19 protein-coding genes and 1 riboswitch are annotated in these 19658 nt (G+C 47.4%); of the genes, 17 read left to right on the top strand and 2 right to left on the bottom strand.

Annotated elements, in window-relative coordinates; translation table 11 throughout:
- Positions 1 to 3 precede the first annotated feature (3 nt).
- The 6 genes from CZ502_RS10300 to CZ502_RS10275 all read left to right on the top strand — a co-directional run bounded on the left by CZ502_RS10300 (position 4) and on the right by CZ502_RS10275 (position 6672).
- On the top strand, positions 4 to 342 hold the full coding sequence (locus CZ502_RS10300) for a DUF1831 domain-containing protein (protein WP_076462258.1): 339 nt from the start codon (positions 4 to 6) through the stop codon (positions 340 to 342).
- Between the two features lie 112 nt (positions 343 to 454).
- Complete coding sequence (mnmA, locus tag CZ502_RS10295; protein ID WP_076462256.1) at positions 455 to 1588, top strand: tRNA 2-thiouridine(34) synthase MnmA; 1134 nt, start codon at positions 455 to 457, stop codon at positions 1586 to 1588.
- 157 nt (positions 1589 to 1745) lie between these two features.
- Positions 1746 to 2402, top strand: a complete 657-nt coding sequence (locus CZ502_RS10290) for a histidine phosphatase family protein (RefSeq protein WP_076462254.1) — start codon at positions 1746 to 1748, stop codon at positions 2400 to 2402.
- Positions 2403 to 2414: 12 nt separating this feature from the next.
- Positions 2415 to 3098 (top strand): tetratricopeptide repeat protein, encoded by a 684-nt coding sequence (locus tag CZ502_RS10285; RefSeq protein WP_076462252.1) that lies wholly within the window; start codon positions 2415 to 2417, stop codon positions 3096 to 3098.
- 26 nt (positions 3099 to 3124) lie between these two features.
- A complete protein-coding gene (gene recD2 / locus CZ502_RS10280; RefSeq protein ID WP_076462250.1) occupies positions 3125 to 5626 on the top strand; it encodes an SF1B family DNA helicase RecD2 in 2502 nt (833 codons plus the stop codon).
- A gap of 68 nt (positions 5627 to 5694) precedes the next feature.
- Positions 5695 to 6672, top strand: coding sequence for a ribose-phosphate diphosphokinase (locus tag CZ502_RS10275; protein WP_076462248.1), 978 nt, complete (start codon positions 5695 to 5697; stop codon positions 6670 to 6672).
- Between the two features lie 54 nt (positions 6673 to 6726).
- Here CZ502_RS10275 and dapF read toward each other — a convergent pair whose 3' ends face one another.
- Positions 6727 to 7719 carry a diaminopimelate epimerase gene (gene dapF / locus CZ502_RS10270; RefSeq protein WP_076462246.1) on the bottom strand — a complete coding sequence of 331 codons (993 nt, stop codon included), beginning with the start codon at positions 7717 to 7719 and terminating at the stop codon, positions 6727 to 6729.
- 10 nt (positions 7720 to 7729) lie between these two features.
- Positions 7730 to 9088, bottom strand: a complete 1359-nt coding sequence (locus CZ502_RS10265; RefSeq protein ID WP_076462244.1) for an aspartate kinase — start codon at positions 9086 to 9088, stop codon at positions 7730 to 7732.
- A gap of 205 nt (positions 9089 to 9293) precedes the next feature.
- Positions 9294 to 9473, top strand: a riboswitch (Lysine riboswitch).
- 93 nt (positions 9474 to 9566) lie between these two features.
- Here CZ502_RS10265 and lysA point away from each other — a divergent pair.
- The 11 genes from lysA to CZ502_RS10210 all read left to right on the top strand — a co-directional run bounded on the left by lysA (position 9567) and on the right by CZ502_RS10210 (position 19593).
- Positions 9567 to 10877, top strand: coding sequence for a diaminopimelate decarboxylase (gene lysA, locus CZ502_RS10260; protein ID WP_076462242.1), 1311 nt, complete (start codon positions 9567 to 9569; stop codon positions 10875 to 10877).
- Positions 10878 to 10911: 34 nt separating this feature from the next.
- Positions 10912 to 11622, top strand: coding sequence for a 2,3,4,5-tetrahydropyridine-2,6-dicarboxylate N-acetyltransferase (gene dapD / locus CZ502_RS10255; protein WP_076462240.1), 711 nt, complete (start codon positions 10912 to 10914; stop codon positions 11620 to 11622).
- Positions 11623 to 11627: 5 nt separating this feature from the next.
- Positions 11628 to 12779, top strand: coding sequence for an N-acetyldiaminopimelate deacetylase (locus CZ502_RS10250; RefSeq protein WP_200804235.1), 1152 nt, complete (start codon positions 11628 to 11630; stop codon positions 12777 to 12779).
- Positions 12780 to 12805: 26 nt separating this feature from the next.
- Positions 12806 to 13729 (top strand): 4-hydroxy-tetrahydrodipicolinate synthase, encoded by a 924-nt coding sequence (gene dapA, locus CZ502_RS10245; RefSeq protein WP_076462235.1) that lies wholly within the window; start codon positions 12806 to 12808, stop codon positions 13727 to 13729.
- A gap of 2 nt (positions 13730 to 13731) precedes the next feature.
- Positions 13732 to 14511 (top strand): 4-hydroxy-tetrahydrodipicolinate reductase, encoded by a 780-nt coding sequence (dapB, locus tag CZ502_RS10240; RefSeq protein ID WP_076462233.1) that lies wholly within the window; start codon positions 13732 to 13734, stop codon positions 14509 to 14511.
- Between the two features lie 11 nt (positions 14512 to 14522).
- Positions 14523 to 15704 (top strand): aminotransferase class I/II-fold pyridoxal phosphate-dependent enzyme, encoded by a 1182-nt coding sequence (locus CZ502_RS10235; RefSeq protein WP_076462231.1) that lies wholly within the window; start codon positions 14523 to 14525, stop codon positions 15702 to 15704.
- 19 nt (positions 15705 to 15723) lie between these two features.
- On the top strand, positions 15724 to 16782 hold the full coding sequence (locus tag CZ502_RS10230) for an aspartate-semialdehyde dehydrogenase (RefSeq protein WP_076462229.1): 1059 nt from the start codon (positions 15724 to 15726) through the stop codon (positions 16780 to 16782).
- 74 nt (positions 16783 to 16856) lie between these two features.
- Positions 16857 to 17357: a GNAT family N-acetyltransferase gene (locus tag CZ502_RS10225; RefSeq protein WP_076462227.1), complete on the top strand. Its 501-nt coding sequence runs from the start codon at positions 16857 to 16859 to the stop codon at positions 17355 to 17357.
- Positions 17357 to 17701, top strand: coding sequence for a hypothetical protein (locus CZ502_RS10220; RefSeq protein ID WP_076462225.1), 345 nt, complete (start codon positions 17357 to 17359; stop codon positions 17699 to 17701). Before CZ502_RS10225 ends, CZ502_RS10220 begins: the two co-directional genes overlap by 1 nt.
- A complete protein-coding gene (locus tag CZ502_RS10215; protein ID WP_076462223.1) occupies positions 17694 to 17990 on the top strand; it encodes a hypothetical protein in 297 nt (98 codons plus the stop codon). The genes CZ502_RS10220 and CZ502_RS10215 overlap by 8 nt, the downstream gene beginning before the upstream one ends.
- A 160-nt stretch (positions 17991 to 18150) precedes the next feature.
- Positions 18151 to 19593, top strand: a complete 1443-nt coding sequence (locus tag CZ502_RS10210) for a C40 family peptidase (RefSeq protein ID WP_076462220.1) — start codon at positions 18151 to 18153, stop codon at positions 19591 to 19593.
- Positions 19594 to 19658 lie beyond the last annotated feature (65 nt).

Raw genomic sequence — 19658 nt, 5'->3', positions numbered from 1 at the left:
ACGATGGAATTTGCCAAAACAGTTCAGATTCCAGGTGACCAGGATAAGTACACCATTAGTCCAGCAGTGAAGAAGTATGCCCTACTAGACCTGGGCTTTGAAGAAACGCGGCGGGGTAACTTTGAATACAAGGGGAGCCTTGACACTGACAACCCCTTCAAGCCAGTTGCCCGTTTACGGATCTTAATTAATGCGGACCTTGACGGTTTCAAAATGGAGACCTTAACCGGAAATGGTCTCCGCAAGATTAACATTTTTAACCACCAACGGTCAGCGGAATTTGTTGAGCAATATCACTATATTTTAGATGAGATGGTCAACCGGCAGGTCTTTACAAAATAACGTTAAATCAGTGCAGTCGTTGCAATACTCTGGTACAATGAGTAACACTGGATGCATGCGACCTTCAATCGTAGATTATTCCAGAATCTTTACGAAATGATGGTGATAATAAATGGCGGATAATAGTCATACTCGTGTTGTTGTGGGAATGAGTGGTGGTGTTGACTCATCAGTTACTGCTCTCCTGCTAAAGCAACAAGGTTATGATGTCGTCGGGGTTTTCATGAAAAACTGGGATGACACTGACGAAAATGGTGTTTGTACCGCGACCGAAGACTACAAGGATGTTGCTAAGGTTGCCGCTAAGATTGGGATTCCATATTATTCTGTTAACTTTGAAAAAGAGTATTGGGACCGGGTATTTAAGTACTTTATTGCGGAATACAAAAAGGGGCGGACGCCTAATCCTGATGTAATTTGCAATAAAGAAATTAAGTTCAAGGCCTTCATTGAATATGCCAACCAACTAGGGGCAGATTATGTAGCAACCGGGCATTATGCTGACCTCAAGCGGGACAGTGATGGCCGGATGCACTTGATGCGGGCAAAGGACCAGCATAAGGACCAGACTTACTTCCTGAGTCAGCTTGATTACAAGCAGCTAGATAAGGTGATGTTCCCCCTTGCTGGCTACACGAAGCCGGAAATTCGGGAAATTGCTAAGGAAGCGGGCTTAGCAACCGCTGACAAGAAGGATTCAGTGGGGATCTGCTTTATCGGTGAGGACGGCCACTTCCGTGAGTTCTTAAGCCAATACATTCCTGCCCAGCCAGGAAACATGGAGACCCTTGACGGGAAGGTCGTCGGCAAGCACATGGGCTTAATGTATTACACGATTGGTCAACGGCGTGGCCTGGGCCTTGGTGGTAATAAGGAAAGTAACGAACCATGGTTTGTAATTGGCAAGGACACCAGTAAGAACGTCTTGTACGTTGGTCAGGGTTACCATAACGATCACCTATATGCGACCCACCTTGAGGCCAGTGATATCCACTGGGTTGACGATGTCGTTAGTCGCTACGGCCGGGACTTCCACTGTACGGCTAAGTTCCGTTACCGCCAGACAGACGTCGGTGTTACGGTTCACTTGTCAGATGATGACCAATTGGTAACGGTTGAATTTGATGATCCAGCACGGGCAATCACTCCTGGGCAGGCCGTTGTTTTTTACGACGGTCAGGAATGTTTAGGTAGTGCGATTATTGACCGGGCATACAACCATCAACGGCAATTGCAATACGTTTAATCATTGCCGTCCACATATTTAATGTTAATAGTCTAAGCGCTATTAATTTACGACTTAGGTTGGGTTTTGCTCAGCCTAATATACATATTTTAATAACTCTGTGATAAACAATTACCGAAAATTTTGGTAAGATAGAAATAAAAGGGCAGGGACAAAGATGACAAAAGTTTATTTAATTCGACACGGTAAAACACAATGGAACCTTGAATCTCGTTACCAGGGGGCAAACGGCGATTCACCGTTGTTAGAGAATAGTTACCGCGAAATTGAATTGTTAGCAGAATCGTTACGTGGTATTAAATTTGCGCATGCCTACGCTAGCCCATTAAAGCGGGCACGAGTTACTGCCCAGACGTTGCTCGGCCACCTCAGTCAATCGATTCCGCTGACAATCGATAGCCGCTTAAAGGAATTTAACCTCGGCAAAATGGAAGGGATGCATTTTGATGCGGTTGCAAAGAAGTGGCCAGAAGTATTAAAAAACTTTCGTCATCACCCTGATAAGTATGATGAATCACTAGTCGAGGGGGAGAGCTTTGCTGAAGTGATTACTCGCTTTCGCGCAGCAGTAAGCGAGTACTGCCGGACCTACCCGACGGCTAATATCTTAATTGTTTCCCATGGTGCTGCCCTTAATGCATCGATCAACGCCCTCATCGGGACACCCCTGGCCCACTTAAAAGATCGTGGCGGTTTGAGTAATACCTCAACGACAATCCTTACAACCGATGATGCAACTCACTTTACCCTTGCAAAGTGGAATGATACTTCCTACCTGCATAAGACCAACGCTGACCCGACTGATACCATTTAAGAGGTGATATAAATGACAGAAAAAAGAGACTTTCGTGACGCTGAGAAGAAAGAGACAGAAAAGTTAGTTCACAAGTTGATTGAGGCAATCGACAAACACCCAGAAAAGGTTAACAATTATTATGACCTCGGTTCGTTGTTGACCCGCTTAAATGATTACCAACAAGCTGAAGAATTATTTATGAAGGCGTTGGGGATTTTTGAAGCGAAGAATGACCAGGAAGCACTTAACCTGTTAAACTACGGACTGGGAAACTTGTATTACGAAGTTGGAAAGGTCAACGAAGCCATTAACTTGTACAACAAGATTGATGACCCGAAGATCAAGGCTGATTCCTACCTGATGCTTGCCCAGAGTTACATGAAGAAGGGGCAGCACAAGCAAGCAGTTGCTTATGGCCTGACCGCGCATGAGTTGCGGCAAGAAGACCCGGAAATCAACCAAGTAATTGGGGACTCCCTTTTAGCCCTTGGTGAATTTGCCCAGGCGAAGACCTACTACGATGCAATCTTGAAGCACCACCCTGGCCGGGCAGACACCCAGTTTAACCGGGGGATTGTAGCAATGGTGTTGGGAGAGCCATATAAGGACTACTTAATCCAGGCTAAGCAGCTCAACCCTGGTTATTATCAAAAGAGTGAGAAGCGCCTGGCCGAGATTGAAAAGACCCTCCAGGCGACACAAAAAAATGATTAACGTTAAGTGATGAAAGGATGACTTCAATGGCTGAGGAGATGGACCTATTTAAGACGCCAACGGAGCCGTCTTTTTTTATTGGTCAAGTGCAATCAGAAATTTTCAATAGTCCCGACTCCTTCTTTAAGGTGCTAGTGGTTTCAGTCGAAGAAGCAAACTTTGACTGGCACGAGCCGGAGATCACGGTGACGGGGAGCTTTGGTGACCTGAGTGATGACCAGACTTACCGCTTTGAGGGAAAGATTGTTGAACACCCCCGCTACGGGCAGCAGTTTCAAGCTAGTTCTTACCACGCTAACCGGCCGACGAGCCGTGACGGTCTGGTTGACTTTTTGTCGGGCAAGCAGTTTGCTGGCGTGGGGAAAAAGACGGCGGAAAAAATTGTTGATGAACTAGGGACGGGGGCAATCGACAAGATCGTCGCCGACCCCCATGTTCTTGACAAACTTAAATTGCGGCAGGCGGTCAAGGATTCGCTTGTTGATAACCTGCGGGCAAACCAGGGAATGGACCAGATTATTATCGGTCTCAATGACCTGGGCTTTGGTAGTAATTTGAGCAGCGCCATCTTTGACAAGTACGGGGATGAGACTTTGCACATCATCCACGAAAATCCTTACCAATTAGCACAGGAGATTGATGGGATTAGCTTTAACCGTGCCGACCAAGTAGCGAATAAGCTTGCCATCGCGCCAGATGACCCCCGGCGAATCGACGCCGCTATCATCCAAACCCTCGATGACCTGACGATGGAGACGGGGGATACCTATACGACTGCTAAGCCACTGCTGCAAAAGACAATCCAGTTGCTGGCCCAGGGAAGCGGTGGGCAGGTACAGACGGACCTGGTTACTTCACGGATTGTTGAGCTAGAACGCAATCACGGCATCCAATATGTTGATGAGAAGATTTATCCGACGGTTCTTTACAAGGCAGAGTGGCAAATTGCAGACCACCTGCACCGCTTGTTGAGTGCTAAGGATGATAAGTTGCCGGCAAAAACGGTCGAGAAAGCGGTTGCGAAGGTAGCTGATAAGTCAGGAATCAAGTATGACCAGATTCAAACAACCGCGATTAAGACCGCCCTCAATAGTAAAGTGATGCTACTGACCGGGGGCCCCGGAACCGGAAAGACGACAATTATCAAGGGAATTGTTGCCAGTTATGCGTGGATCCATGATATTTCACTAGATGTCGGTGATTATAAGGAAAAGTCATTTCCCGTCTTATTAGCCGCCCCAACCGGCCGGGCCGCTAAACGGATGAGTGAAGCGACTGACTTGCCGGCCAGCACGATTCACCGCCTGCTGGGGCTCAATGGGCGGGAAATGCCAACGGACCTTAATGCGCGGGATTTAGAAGGGTCGTTACTAATCGTTGATGAGATGTCGATGGTTGACACGCTCCTGTTTAAGACCCTTATCCAGGCGATTCCGACTTCCATGCATGTCGTCTTGGTCGGCGATAAGGACCAGCTGCCGTCAGTGGGTCCGGGGCAAGTTTTTCATGACCTGCTTGAGTTTGCCGCCTTGCCGAAGGTGGAGTTGACAAATATCCACCGACAGTCCGCGGATTCAACGATTATTCCGTTGGCGCACGCCATTAAAGAGGGAAGGCTGCCAGCAGACCTAACCCAAAAACTTCCTGACCGGTCATTTATCTCTTGCCATGCTAACCAGGTACCAAGTGTTATCCAGCAGATTATCGACCTGTCGAAAAAGCGAGATTACACTGCGGGTGACATCCAGATTCTTGCGCCAATGTATCGGGGACAGGCGGGAATTGACCGCCTCAACGAACTGGCTCAGCAGGCCTACAATCCGCCGACCAGTGGTAAGCAGGAAGTTAATTTCCGTGGCCAGGTCTTCCGGGTCGGTGATAAGGTGTTGCAACTGGTCAACAGTCCGGAAAATAATGTTTTTAATGGGGATATTGGCCGGATCACGGCGATTGAGAGTAGCAAGACCGGTGGTAAGCGCACCGAGACGATCACAATTGACTTTGACGGGAACGAGGTCAGCTATGGCCGGATGGAATGGAGTCAGATCCGGCTAGCTTACTGCATCTCAATCCATAAGTCGCAGGGGAGCCAGTTTAAGATGGTTCTCTTGCCGATTGTTAACCAGTTTAGCCGGATGCTGCAACGAAACCTGCTCTACACCGCAATCACGCGGGCGGCGGAAAAGCTGGTGTTAATTGGTGAGCCTTATGCGGTGATGACCTGTGTAGAAAATGAAGCTGTTAACCGGCAGACGTCGCTTGTTGAGCGGCTGACCCAGGTTTGGCAACGCCATGATGAGTTAACGTCACCCCTCGACAAGCCAGCCGAATCGCTAAAATCGAACTTAGCAAAGGCAGATGCCAGTAGTACTAGTGATGACCAAGCAAAGTCGCTGGCACCGGGAACGAGTTCCCCAAGCGACCAGCAAGATTATATCTTGACGGCCGACTTGATTAATAGTGGTCAGATTGACCCGTTAATTGGGATGGCAGGGATTAGCTTACAAAGTTTGCATCAGGCAAATTAAGGCTTGATTGAACGGTGTTTTGTTGTCATAATTAAGGATGATTATGTGGAATCTAAAGGAGTACAAAAATGACCCAGATTAAAAATGCTGATAATGTCCGGCTTTTTGCGTTAAATTCAAACCGACCACTTGCTGAACAGATTGCTGACCTGATTGGGATTCCGTTGAGCAAGGCATCAATTGACCACTTTGCTGATGGTGAGATTAAGGTGACAATTGACGAGAGTGTTCGTGGCTGTGAAGTTTACGTTATCCAGTCAGTTTCTGACCCGGTTAACACCAACTTGATGGAGTTATTGATTATGGTCGATGCCTTACGACGGGCAAGTGCTGAAAAAATTAACGTGGTAATGCCTTACTATGGCTATGCCCGTCAAGACCGGAAGGCACGCAGTCGGGAGCCAATTACCGCCAAGCTTGTTGCTAACCTGCTTGAAATGGACCAGATTGACCGTTTGGTAACGATCGACCTCCATGCTCCGCAGGTTCAAGGTTTCTTTGATATCCCCGTTGACCACTTGCAGGCGACGAGCTTATTCACCAAGTATATCGAAGACCAACACTTAGACGGTGATGATGTGGTTGTCGTTGCTCCTGACCATGCCGGGGTTAATTTAGCACGGAAGTTTGCTGAGCGGATTAAGTCCAGCATCGCAATCATTGATAACCGCAATGATGAAGTCCGGGAACGTGCAGCGCAGGAAATTCCAGAATACGTCATTGGTGACGTCAAGGGGAAGACTGCGATTGTCGTTGATGATATCGTCGACACCGGGATCCGGATGAAGCTTTCGGCAGATGCCCTAAAGAAGTTCGGTGCCGAGAAGATTTACGGAATTGCGTCGCACGCTGTTTTATCAAGTGATGCTGTTCATACTTTGCAAAATTCACAATTAGAAAAGATGATTGTTACTGATACAATCCAGCTGCCAGCAGAAAAGAAGTTCCCGAAGTTGGTGCAACTATCTGTTGATGACCTGCTAAAAGAAGCAATTGTGCGGATCCACAACCACCAATCAATTGATACTTTATTTAACCGGAAGTAATCCTAAAAAGGACGATGTTCAAAACGAGCATCGTCCTTTTTTTGTAAATAAATTTTAAAAGTCAAGCTTTGGCAATCCTGCGACAAACTGTTGGTAGTTTGTTTGTTCGCCGGTTTCATTAATATTGTTAACCTGGCTGAGGTCAGCTTGGTGAAGAGCTTCTTCGCTAAGTTCAAGGGTGTGGGTGAAAGTTGCGTTCCCAATTAGTTCAATCCAGTATTGCCCTTGCTGGTGGTGGACAATTGTTTTAACCATCCCGCCCGGATTGTAAACATTCAGGGGTTTGTCAAAATCTGCTTGATCAGGGTGGGTGAGGGCAAAAGCAAGGCTGGTAGCCGACATCCCGGTACCACAAGCGTTGGTAAAGCCAACACCCCGTTCAAATGTCCGTACGAATAAAGAATTGTGGCCAAGGATATGGGCAAAGTTTACGTTAACCCCGTCAGTAAAATACGGATTGGCAGTGTTTAGCCGGTGACCAAGTTCACCAAGGTCATCGCCAGCCAGTTCTTCCTTGCTGACAAAGCTAATTAAGTGGGGGTTCGGGACAGCAATAGCAGTAAACCGTAAACCGGGCAACAGTTCCGGAACAAGGTCGTCAATCAGCCGCTGATGGCCCAGGTTCTCGTAAGGCAAGGCAGTGTTAGCAAATTTTACGGGCGAGATTTCGACCGCAAAGGCGGGTACTCCGGCGGCAAAGTCATCTTGTTGTCGCACGCGAAGGCTGGCATTCATCGTGTCGATCTTAAAGTCAGTTAATTGGTCCCGTTCAGCGACATAACGGGCGACCGTTCGTAAGCCATTCCCGCACATTGATGCCTCGCTACCATCCGCGTTAATGACCCGCATTTCCGCCACTGCGCCGGCACGAGTTGGTTGGTTAACGACTAGGACGCCGTCAGCCCCGCCGAGAATCCCGGTTGCCGGATCAGTAATCTTACGAGTGAAAGCAACTAATTCTGGGTCGGTGAGGGGGTGGGTAAGTTTCGTTTGATCAAGAATAAAGAATGCGTTTAGTGAACCATGAACTTTTAATAATTCGACCATATTATTCCTCCTAGTTTGCAAAGAAGCGGTGGTAGATTGCCCGCACGGCTTCGTCTGCATCAATATCATAAGTACCAATCATGATGGTAATCCGTGATGCACCCTGGTTAATCATTGGAACTGCGATGTTCTTTTCGGCAAGAGGCATCAGGATGTCATTGATAACGCCAACCCGGTTCCGCATTCCTTCCCCGACAACCATGATGATGGCGTAGTTATCAATCCATTCAAGACGGTCAGGATTAATTTCTTCTTGGATTTCGTTACAAATTACATCTACTAACTGGTCGTCGATGGCGTTGCGGTCCAAAATGATGGTGATATCATCAATCCCTGACGGCATATGCTCATAGGAAATATTGTGCTTTGCCAGGATCTGGAGAATGCGCAATGTAAAACCTGCCTGCTTGTTAAGAAGGTACTTATGCAGGTAGAGGGCAGCAAAGTGCTTACCACTGACGACCCCGGTAATGATATCCGTTGGCTGGAAGTCCTTGTCAGGAACAATCATTGTCCCTGGCTTTTCAGGGTTATTGGTATTTTTAACATTAATTGGGACATTCCCCTCGATTGCTGGAATGAGGGCTTCGTCGTGGAAAACAGAAAAACCGGCATAGGATAGCTCCCGCATCTCCCGGTAGGTCATCTTCGCAATTGGTTGGGGATTATCAACCACGTTTGGGTTTGCAGCGTAAATCGCGTCAACGTCGGTAAAGTTTTCATAGATTGAAGCGTGGAGCCCCCGTGCGAGGATGGCGCCAGTGATATCGGATCCACCCCGGGAGAAAGTAGCGATGTGCCCAGCCAGGGTAATCCCGTAAAAGCCAGGAAAGATCAAGAGTTCATCCTTATTAAATGAAAAGTGACTCAGGTTTTCGTATGTTTCGGCAAGCACACAAGCGTTGTTTGGCGTTCCCGTTACCCGGATGCCGGCTTCTTCGGGGGTGACGAATCGTGCTCGATAGCCAAGCTGTTGGAGAATCAGGGCCATTAGATGGGCATTAAGCCGCTCCCCATGGGCTTTGAAGGTTGCCAGAAGGTAATTGTTATTCGGGTATTTTTTTTCGGGTAATGCTAGCAGGCGCTCTTTTAACGGTGCCAGTTTTTCCACTGGTAGGTCAAAATAGGCGCCAATTGCTTGATAGCGGCCAAAAATTTCGTCAACTACTTTTGTGGGGTCCTCGTTAGCAATTGTCTTGTTAGCATAACTGATTAACAGGTCGGTGACTTTCGTATCTGTAGCGAATCGCTTTCCGGGTGCTGAGGTGACAACTACACGGCGCTCAGGATCGGCAGTGATGATATTAATCGCGTTTTGAAAGGCTTCCCCGTTTGCAAGGGAGCTTCCACCAAATTTTACAACTTTCATGGTAAATTACTCCTTTACGATCATTAGTTATGCTAATTGATCTCTTAAATATTTTAATCGAATTTTAACATATTGCCCGTGACTTTCAAGGGTTATATTTTCAAAATTAACTAAAATGCCTTTTTATCCAATATATAAATTAAAAAAACTCTTTTAAATTTAATGTTTTCTATTGACATTCTCATTAAAGACTCTTAAGCTATGTATAAATCGAAGAGGCGCAACCAACACAAGTAAACTGACTTAGTCGGCCGGACAGTGAGGTCAGTTGAACAGGGCGGTTGCCGAAGTACTTGGCTTGGCACGGCTGAGGGGCTGGGGCGTAGTTGAATAAGCTGCGGACTGTCGCAGGACGAACTGAGCCTGCGGTGCGCTATCGACAAATTGAATGGATAAATGATGGTTCCACTGTTTGTTTGCGCAGACGGTGGATTTTTTTATGCGACCTCTTCACCAATAACTTTGTGGAGGAATAATGATGAATGAACAGATTACAGCAGCACAGATAAATGACAAAGGGCACTTAATGATTGGTGGCTGCGATGCCGTCGAATTAGCCCACCAGTACGGCACGCCGCTGGTTGTTTATGACGTGACGCAAATTCGTAACCAAATCCGCGCCTTCAAGCGGGTCTTTGAAGAAAATAAGGTTGACTATGAAGTCAGCTACGCTAGCAAGGCCTTTGCAGCAATTGCAATCTACCAGCTAGTCCAGGCTGAAGGTGGTCACGCCGATGTTGTTTCCGCCGGTGAGATGTACACGGCCTTACAGGCAGGCTTTCCGATGGAAAATATCAGCTTTCATGGCAACAATAAGTCAAGAGAAGAACTGCTGATGGCAGTTAAGAATCATGTCGGCATGATCATGGTTGACAACTTCTATGAAATCACGCTCCTTAGTGAGGTGCTTGAGGAGTTAGATGAGACAGCCAACGTGATGATGCGGATTACCCCCGGAATTTCTGCCCACACTAATAAGTACATTCAGACCGGGCAGGTTGATAGCAAGTTTGGCTTTGACCTGCAATCCGGCCAGGCTGACGAGGCATTGGCAAAGATCTTGGCTAATCCACGGATGCATATGAAGGGCTTGCACGCCCACATCGGTTCACAGATTTTTGAACTTGCTGGTTTTGAAGGGGTGGCAAAAAAACTAGTCGAAGTTGCCGCTCACTGGCAAGCAAAATTTGCCTACCAAGCAGAAATTATCAATGTCGGTGGTGGCTTCGGGATCCGCTATGTTAAAGACGACCACCCATTAGCGCCGGAACAGTTTGTTGATGCCATTATTAAGGCAATTAAAAAGGAAATTGCTAAGACTTCCCTGAAAATGCCGGCAATTTGGATCGAGCCTGGTCGCTCAATTGTTGGCCCGGCTGGTTATAACCTATATACGGTGGGGTCACGAAAGGATGTTCCAGGATTGAAGCCGTACGTTACCGTTGATGGGGGGATGGGCGATAACATTCGCCCCGCCCTTTACCAGGCCCAGTATGAAACCGTTCTGGCAAACGATCCACAAGCCCCGGCAGTTGAACACGTCCGGATCGCCGGTAAGTATTGCGAGTCTGGCGATATCCTTAGCGAAGACCAAGCATTACCGGCAACAAAGCCTGGCGATGTCTTAGCGATGCTTGACACCGGTGCTTATGGCTATTCAATGGCCTCTAACTATAACCGTAACCCCCGGCCAGCCGTTGTCTTTACAGAGAATGGGCAGTCACAATTAGTCGTCAAGCGGGAAAGCTTAGCTGACCTAACCCGCTTAGATCAACCATATCGGCAATAAATTACTTATATAAAGGAAGAAAGAGGTAAGAAACATGGCAGAATTAGACGCACAAACGATTATTAACTACATCAGTAACGCCCCCAAGAAGACTCCGGTCAAGGTTTACCTAAAGGGGGAACTCGCAGGGTTAGATTTTCCGGCTGATGTTGAAACTTATTTAGAGCAACATACCGGCGTTATCTTCGGTGACTGGGCAGTAATTGAGCCCCTGTTGAAGAAATACAGCAAGGAGATTCAATCATTCCACGTTGAAAATGATGCCCGTAATTCTGCTGTCCCACTGCTGGACTTAAAGGGAATTAACGCGCGGATTGAGCCAGGAGCAATTATTCGTGATAAGGTCCTAATCGGTGATAATGCGGTAATTATGATGGGGGCAACAATTAATATTGGTGCCGAAATTGGTGCCGATTCAATGATCGACATGGGAGCAGTACTCGGCGGCCGGGCCATCGTTGGTCGTCACTGCCACATCGGTGCAGGGACTGTTTTAGCGGGAGTTGTTGAACCAGCATCTGCCCAACCGGTCCGGATTGACGATAACGTGATGATTGGTGCTAATGCGGTGGTGATTGAAGGCGTCCACGTCGGTGAAGGAGCAGTGATTGCTGCTGGTGCAATTGTTACCCACGATGTCGCACCACATACGATGGTTGCAGGCGTACCCGCCAAGTTTATTAAGAATGTTGATGACCAGACCGCCGGCAAGACAGAGCTCGAAGACGATCTGCGGAAACTATAGGAGGGATGCGGATGTTAACTACGGAAGAGTTAATTACGATTCGCCGCCACCTTCACCAGATTCCTGAATTGGCCTTGCATGAAACAGAAACCCATGCATTCTTAGCGGAAACTATTGCCCATTTCAACCAGGACTTTTTGGAAGTGCGGACGCCAGCAGAGCTACCGACCGCCTTGATGGTGCTAGTTCATGGGAGTGCACCACACAGGACTATCGGTTACCGGACAGATATCGATGCCTTACCAGTTGAAGAACAAACCGGCTTGCCCTATTCCTCGACCCACCCAGGAGTGATGCATGCCTGTGGTCACGATATTCATATGACGGTTGCCCTGGGGGTGTTAGACTACTTTAGTGAACACCAACCGAAAGATAACCTGCTCTTCTTCTTCCAACCAGCGGAGGAAAGCGAGAGTGGCGGTAAGCAGGCATATGAGCTAGGCCTATTTACTGGCAAGTGGCAACCGGATGAATTTTATGGCCTGCATGATAATCCTGACCTGCCTGCTGGCGCAATTGGTTGCCGGATGGGAACCCTATTTGCGGGAACGACGGAGGTCAACATTGACTTACACGGAAAAGGTGGTCACGCCGCTTACCCCCAGGACGCTAACGATACTGTCGTTGCGGCCGCTGCGTTGATCATGCAGATTCAAACCATTATTTCTCGCAGTATCGACCCGATCCAAAGCGGGGTAATCACTCTGGGAAAGGTTGATGGGGGAACGATCCGCAACGTAATTGCCGGGCATACCCGAATTGAAGGCACAATTCGGGGGCTGACCCAGAAGATGATTGAACAAATTGATGAACGGCTGAAGGACCTTTGCCACGGGATTGGTCGTAGCTATAACATGGATGTTGAATTAGAACTCAACCAGGGTGGCTACTGGCCAGTTGAGAATAATCCCGAATTAACTAAGCGCTTTATTACTTACATGGAGCAAAAGCCGGAAGTAAATTTTGTTGAAACCGCACCGGCCATGACAGGAGAGGACTTCGGCTACCTACTCGCGAAGTTTCCTGGGACAATGTTTTGGCTCGGGGTTGACGATGACTCCCAGCTTCATTCCGCAACGCTGACCCCGAACGAGGCGGCAATTCAACGGGGCGTTGATGCAATTACGGGCTTTTTGACATACCGGATGCAGGGATAGTGGCAATTTGAGATGGAGGAAGAAAAATGACAACATTAGCAGATGCAGACTTAATGACGGCAATCGTGACCCCCTTTGATGAAGAAGGAAAAATTAATTTTAGTAGCTTGGAGCGGTTGACTAATTATCAAATCGAACATGGCTGTAAGGGATTTGTCGTTGGCGGAACAACTGGCGAGACCCCTGAATTAACCCACGATGAGAAAATTGAACTATACCAACGCTTTGGTGAAATTGTTAACGGCCGGGTACCAGTGATTGCCGGAACCGGGAGTAATAACACCAAAGAAACGATCGCCTTCACCAATGAAGTTGCCCAGATCGACGGAATTGATTACGCATTGGTAGTTGTTCCACCATATAACAAGCCGAACCAACGGGGGATGCTTGCCCACTTCACCACGATTGCGGACAGCGTTAATATCCCTATTGTGATCTACAACATTCCTGGCCGGACCGGGGTGAAGATGGCTCAAGAAACGGTTGTTGAGCTTTCCCACCACCAGAACATCGCGGGGGTTAAGCAGTGTGCATCATTAGAAGAACTAGAATACATTGTTGACCATAAGGAACCATCATTTGCGGTCTTTACTGGTGAAGATGCACAGGCACTAACTGCCCGGGTATTAGGGGCCAACGGGGTAATTTCCGTTGCCGCCCACAATTACATTGACCAGCTGCGGCAAATGTACGATGTCCTTTATCATGGGGATTTCGCAACTGCTGGTAAATTACAACGCTGGTTGACGCCTCGGATGGCGGCCTTGTTTATGTTCCCATCCCCATCGCCAGTTAAGGCAGTGCTTAATGCGCAGGGCTTTGCAGCTGGTGGTTGCCGCCTGCCGATTTTGTCATTGAATGAGGAAGAAAAGCGCCAACTGGAACAGGCATTAGCCTTGCCAACAGATTCATTAACCGCGAAGAACTTACCACTTAACCTGGGGGAATAATAATGAAAAAAGTATTAATTGCTGGTGCTACTGGTGCCATGGGGCAAAAGGCAGTTGACCTTGTCAATTCGTTACCGGACTTTCAACTGACGGCGGCGCTCGCTCCGCACCTAACTGCTGACAACAAAGCCCAATATCAGCTTGCTGAAACGGTTGCAACTTACCAGCAACTGGACCAAGTAGATGAAGCAATTGCTGATATTTGGATCGACTTTACCTTACCAGATGCAGTGTACTCGAACGTGAAGTTTGCCCTCGAGCATAACTTTATGCCGATTGTTGGTACGACGGGATTGACGGACGACCAACAAGCAGAGCTAGTAAAGTTAAGCGAAGAAAAGCAGCTGGGGGGATTAATTGCCGCTAACTTTGGCATGTCAGCAGTGTTACTAATGAAATTTGCCAAAGAAGCAGCAGAGTATTTCCCTGATGTCGAAATTATTGAAATGCACCATGGCGATAAGAAGGATGCACCATCTGGGACGGCCTTGAGTACGGCTAAGCTGATTGATCAGGTACGGCCAAAACATGAGACCAATTCGGCGGAAACGGAGAGTCTAGCAGGAGCGCGGGGCGGTGACTACCACGGAATTAAGATCCATGCTGTCCGCCTGCCAGGCTACATTGCCCACGAACAGGTTCTGTTTGGTGGTGCTGGTGAAGCGTTGACGATCCGGCAAGATTCTTTTGACCGGCAGTCATTTATGAGTGGTGTGAAAGTTGCCTTAGAAAAAGTTGACCAGTTGCCACACTTAGTGGTTGGTTTAGAAAATATTTTGTAAGAGGTGGAAAAATGCCAAAACTACAAGCAGAATTAAAAAACGTTATTAATGATCGCCTTGCCGCTGTTCCACCAGCACAGATTCGGGCCTTTGATGAAGAAATTTCCGCGGTGCCTGGATTAGTAAAGCTCACGCTGGGAGAACCTGACTTTGCAGTGCCGGACCATGTTAAGAAAGCAGCAATCACGAGTATTGAAGATAACGATTCTCATTATTCTGCTAGCAAGGGGAAGATCGAACTGCGTCAGGCGATTAGTAAGTACCTAGAGAGAACTCGCCATGTAAGCTATGATCCTGAGCAAGAGATCGTCGTAACAGTCGGTGCAACTGAAGCGGTAACCGCAACAACTTTTGCAATGCTGAATCCGGGTGATAAAGTGATCATTCCAACGCCAGCCTTCTCCCTTTATTTCCCCAGTGTTTCCTTAACGGGGGCGGAAGCAGTCAAGGTCGATACTTCTGATGACGGCTTCCTCCTCTCTGCTGACCGCCTTGAAAAGGTATTGGCCGAAGAGGGACCGGCAGTAAAGGCAGTATTATTGAACTACCCGAATAACCCGACTGGTCGTTCGTACACCAAAGAAGAATTAGCAGCCCTGGCAAAGGTGATTGCTGAACACCACCTATACGCAATTGTCGATGAGATCTATAGTTCGCTGATGTATGACCACCGCTTTTACTCGTTAGCAAGTATCTTGTGTGAACAGACGATCCTAATTTCGGGCTTGTCAAAGTCGCATGCGATGACGGGTTACCGGGTAGGGTATGTCGCTGGACCGGCCGACTTTATCAAGACAATGGCGAAGATGCATTCCTTTATGGTAACTGCGCCAAATAACACTGCACAGGCAGCCGCAATTGAAGCGTTAAACAATGGTGATGAGGACCCGGTAGAATTTAAACAGATTTATAAGAAACGGCGCGATCGTCTCGCTACGGCAATGCGGAAGATGGGCTTTGAAATTGCGCTACCAGATGGGGCATTTTACATCTTTGCGAAGATTCCCGCTAAGTTTGGGACAGACGACATGGAATTTGCCCGGAAGCTTGCCCACGAAGCCCGGGTGGGGGTCATTCCTGGCAACGCGTTTGGCCCGGGGGGCGAAGGACATATTCGCCTGTCATATGCGGCTGCTGATGAAGTAATTGATACTGCAATTGAACGATTACAAGCATTTATGAATAATTTGTAAGCTGAAAGAAGGAACTAATATGAGTAAGGAATATAATGTAGCAATTTTAGGGGCAACTGGTGCTGTCGGAACACGGATGATTCAGCAGTTGGAACAATCGACAATTCCGGTAAAGAGCTTGAAGTTATTAGCATCTGCTCGGTCTGCAGGCAAGCAATTAACTTTCAAGGGAGAACAAGTGACTGTTGAAGAGACCACGCCGGATTCTTTTAACGGGGTTGACATTGTCTTGTCATCTGCCGGTGGTTCTGTCTCAAAGAAGTTCCTTCCTGAAGCAGTTAAGCGTGGGGCAGTGTGTGTCGATAATACTAGTGCTTTTCGGATGGAGCCTGACGTTCCGCTAGTAGTTCCGGAAGTAAATGAGGAAGCGCTGAAGAACCATCATGGGATTGTTGCTAACCCGAATTGTTCAACAATTCAAATGGTTGTTGCCTTAGAACCAATTCGGCAGGCATTCGGCTTGAAGCAAATTATTGTATCAACTTACCAGGCAGCATCTGGTGCCGGCCAATCAGCACTAAACGAGCTTTACAAGGAATCACAGGACTTCCTTGATGGCAAGGAGATGCAGGCTGACGCAAAAATTTTGCCAACCAAGGGTGATAAGAAGCACTACCCATTAGCATTTAACCTGCTTCCCCAGATCGATGTCTTTGAAGATGATGGCTACTCCCACGAAGAATGGAAGATGATCCACGAAACAAAGAAGATCATGTTAAATGATATGAACGCCAAGGACATTAAGGTAACCGCAACTTGTGTGCGGGTTCCCGTACCGATTGCCCACGGGGAATCAGTTTACTTTACCGTTGATGATCCAACAGTAACCGTCGATCAATTGCGTGCTGCGTTAACGGATGCACCAGGGGTTGTCTTAGAAGATGACCCGGCCCACCAGATTTACCCACAACCAATCAATGCTGTCGGCAAGCGGGATACCTTTGTCGGTCGCTTGCGGGCGGATGCGGAAAATCCGGGATCCTTTAACATGTGGGTTGTTTCTGACAACTTGTTGAAGGGCGCAGCCTGGAACACGGTTGAAAATGCGGAACGACTTGTTGCTAATGATTTGATTTAAGAAAATAAACATTTAAAATAAAACGAAGGCCAGCAAAATCTGCGGCCTTTTTTATTAGAAAAAGAGGATAATAAATGAAAATTGACCATGTAAACAAACGGGATCTCCTTGCGGTCCACCAAATTGAACTAGCCGGGTTTACCCCAGCTGAAGCCGGAAGTCAAACAGCCTTTGCCCAGCGAATTCAAACGATTCCGGATACCTTTTTAGTTGCCCGGATGAATAACCAGATTGTCGGTTTTATTGTTGGAATTGTTGCAGACACGGCGACACTTGATGATGCCTACTATGAACATGTTAATCCTAATCCGCCAACGGGAAATTATCTCCTGGTCTTATCAATTGCGGTTGCGCCAGCTTGGCAGCATAAGGGAGTTGGGAGCAGCTTGCTAGCAGCGTTTGCTAAGCTGGCGCAAGATTACCAGTGCCAGGGAATTGCGCTTGATTCATTGGCAAAAAACGTTCCATTTTATGAGCGCAATGGTTTTGCCACAGCGGGTATTTCTCCGTCTAGCCATGCGGGTGAAACTTGGTATAATATGGTAAGAAAAACTGGAAATAAAGAGGAAATTTAATGACAGAAGATTACCAATATGATGAAAATGGCTTTCGCGAAGACCTCAAGGATAACCCGGATGTCCTTCACCAACCCGATGCTGACCGGACACAGCGGGATGTCGAGGTGCTGGATTATGATGACACGCTGGCAGTCTTAGAAGGGAAGAAGGAGGTAGCAACTACCCTCGATTTTTCTGATGAAGTCCTTGATAAGATTAGAAAAGACCACCCGCAAATTGATGATACGCCAGTTGACCGGGTGATTATGGATAAGTACCAGCAGATCCTAATCGCACGTTATAACCAGTCCCAGGCCGACAATCAGACAATCCACGCAAAAGATGAGGATAGCGATGAATAGTTTAATTACATTTATTATTTCGTTAGTTTTTTTAGGACTAGTAATTTTTGAAAACCGCCTGCATGCCCAGCTTGGCTTTTTGGCACAACAGCGGCCTGATAAGGTGAGCAAGGAGTTTATCCGGGTGGTTAAACAAGAAAAGCACTTAAACTGGGTTTTATGCATCTTAGCAATCATTGTTTTTGTTAGGACGACCCGTTATTCAGAGCTGTTGATGTGCATTATCACCCTGGTTGAGCTATTCCTCGTTGCCCGGATGGACAAGGTGAAAAACGACATGCTACAGTAAGGTGTTCTTAATAATTAAGAAAAGGTAATGATTGTTAAGAAGTCCGTAACAAATTGTATACGGTTTATAAATTTAATGGTAAAGTTAAAAATGTGTATTTCACTATTTGCTATTATTGTTTATTTATGTTTGAAATTATTGGGAGGGTGTTTTATTCAATATGACAAAAAAAGCACATCATTCAAATAGTCATCGATCACGGAAGGCTGTCACGGGAGCGGTTAGCGCACTGGGGTTATTAGCTGTATCGACCCAAGTAGTTAACGCGGAACAGCTGACAGTAAAGGCGGGGGATACCGTTTGGGATATCGCCAAAGCGCACGGCTTATCGGTTAGCGCGCTTGAAAAGGCAAACCCATCGATTAAAAAGATCAGTGACAGTGTCGACTTAATCACGGCTGGGCAACAATTGACCCTGCCGTCAACACAAGACGATGCTAGTGCCGACTTAAATGCTGATGGTAGTTACACGGTTAAGCCAGGCGATACTCTTAGCACAATTGCTGACCGTTATAACGTTTCCGTTGACCAATTAATTGCCTGGAATGGTTTGAGTGCAGGTGATTCACTGTACATTGGCCAACAACTTAGTATTACTGGCCCAGCAGCCAACGTTGTCGCAACGCCAGTTCAACAGCCGGTACAAAGTGCCTCAGCTGCTATGGAAGCACCAGTTGTTAGTGCGGCACCACAAGAGACGGTACCTACTTCATCAGCAGCGCCGAGCCAAGCAGTTGCTAACCCGGCAGTAGCAGCGCAAAGTACATCAGTAGCTAACAGCAACGTTACTGTTAGTGATAGTGCTGCGCCGGTAACGTCTGCAACACCAGTAGTTGCCAGTCAAAGTGCGGCCAGTGCGGTTGCTCCCCAGACGTCAGCAGCTTCAACTAGTGTTGTAATGCCGACAGTTGCTGGTCAATCAACAGCAACAGTTCGCCAAACAGCAAGCACTAGCGCAACGCCGAACCAAGTAACTGCAGTTAGCCAACAGATGAGCAGTGCAAACACTAATGTAGCGGCAGCTAATAGTCAATCATATGTTGCCACTACCCCAGTTGCAAGCCAGGCCAGTCAATCAATAGCAACTACGCAAAGTCAAGTAAGCGCAGCGCCGCAATCTAGTGCTGCTGCAAGTCAGCAAGTTGCGACACCAGCACCAGCGCAGCCACAACAATCACAAGCACCTGCTACTAGCCAACCAGCACAACAGCAAACAACTAGTGCAAGCCAGGACCTTCAACATGGTTCAGTTGTTAGTCTTGCTACTAAGATTGCAAACAGCAATAGTGTTCCATACGTTTGGGGTGGCGAAAGTCTCAACGGAATGGACTGCTCTGGGTTGGTTAAGTATGTTTACGCTAATGCTGAGGGGAAACAGTTGCCACACTACACCGGTGCATTGGAAAACTGTGTCAGCCAGCATGCCGTAAGTGAAGCTAAGCCAGGGGACCTCTTATTCTGGGGTAACCATGGTTCAACTTACCATACTGCAATCTACACTGGTAACAACCAGTATGTTGCTGCCGCTAAGCCAGGGACAAACGTTGCTTCATACACAATCAGTCCTTACTTCCAACCAAGCTTTGCCGGGACGGTTAAGTAATCTCCAATTACAATTAAAACTTTTTCATCGAATGGTAACAAAGATGTAACGCCAGCAAAGGTTAA

It is taken from the genome of Limosilactobacillus caccae, assembly GCF_900156885.1.
Classification (GTDB): domain Bacteria; phylum Bacillota; class Bacilli; order Lactobacillales; family Lactobacillaceae; genus Limosilactobacillus; species Limosilactobacillus caccae.
This window is presented reverse-complemented; position numbering and strand designations above follow the sequence as displayed.

Excerpts from the sequence above, each read along its gene's own strand:
- CZ502_RS10250 (WP_200804235.1), top strand. The coding sequence starts at position 11,628 with ATGCGGATGTTAACTACGGAAGAGTTAATTACGATTCGCCGCCACCTT.
- CZ502_RS10275 (WP_076462248.1), top strand. The coding sequence starts at position 5,695 with ATGACCCAGATTAAAAATGCTGATAATGTCCGGCTTTTTGCGTTAAAT.
- CZ502_RS10265 (WP_076462244.1), bottom strand. The coding sequence starts at position 9,088 with ATGAAAGTTGTAAAATTTGGTGGAAGCTCCCTTGCAAACGGGGAAGCC.
- CZ502_RS10230 (WP_076462229.1), top strand. The coding sequence starts at position 15,724 with ATGAGTAAGGAATATAATGTAGCAATTTTAGGGGCAACTGGTGCTGTC.
- CZ502_RS10285 (WP_076462252.1), top strand. The coding sequence starts at position 2,415 with ATGACAGAAAAAAGAGACTTTCGTGACGCTGAGAAGAAAGAGACAGAA.
- recD2 (WP_076462250.1), top strand. The coding sequence starts at position 3,125 with ATGGCTGAGGAGATGGACCTATTTAAGACGCCAACGGAGCCGTCTTTT.
- CZ502_RS10210 (WP_076462220.1), top strand. The coding sequence starts at position 18,151 with ATGACAAAAAAAGCACATCATTCAAATAGTCATCGATCACGGAAGGCT.
- dapB (WP_076462233.1), top strand. The coding sequence starts at position 13,732 with ATGAAAAAAGTATTAATTGCTGGTGCTACTGGTGCCATGGGGCAAAAG.
- dapF (WP_076462246.1), bottom strand. The coding sequence starts at position 7,719 with ATGGTCGAATTATTAAAAGTTCATGGTTCACTAAACGCATTCTTTATT.
- CZ502_RS10215 (WP_076462223.1), top strand. The coding sequence starts at position 17,694 with ATGAATAGTTTAATTACATTTATTATTTCGTTAGTTTTTTTAGGACTA.
- dapA (WP_076462235.1), top strand. The coding sequence starts at position 12,806 with ATGACAACATTAGCAGATGCAGACTTAATGACGGCAATCGTGACCCCC.
- CZ502_RS10225 (WP_076462227.1), top strand. The coding sequence starts at position 16,857 with ATGAAAATTGACCATGTAAACAAACGGGATCTCCTTGCGGTCCACCAA.
- CZ502_RS10220 (WP_076462225.1), top strand. The coding sequence starts at position 17,357 with ATGACAGAAGATTACCAATATGATGAAAATGGCTTTCGCGAAGACCTC.
- CZ502_RS10290 (WP_076462254.1), top strand. The coding sequence starts at position 1,746 with ATGACAAAAGTTTATTTAATTCGACACGGTAAAACACAATGGAACCTT.
- CZ502_RS10235 (WP_076462231.1), top strand. The coding sequence starts at position 14,523 with ATGCCAAAACTACAAGCAGAATTAAAAAACGTTATTAATGATCGCCTT.
- mnmA (WP_076462256.1), top strand. The coding sequence starts at position 455 with ATGGCGGATAATAGTCATACTCGTGTTGTTGTGGGAATGAGTGGTGGT.
- lysA (WP_076462242.1), top strand. The coding sequence starts at position 9,567 with ATGAATGAACAGATTACAGCAGCACAGATAAATGACAAAGGGCACTTA.
- CZ502_RS10300 (WP_076462258.1), top strand. The coding sequence starts at position 4 with ATGGAATTTGCCAAAACAGTTCAGATTCCAGGTGACCAGGATAAGTAC.
- dapD (WP_076462240.1), top strand. The coding sequence starts at position 10,912 with ATGGCAGAATTAGACGCACAAACGATTATTAACTACATCAGTAACGCC.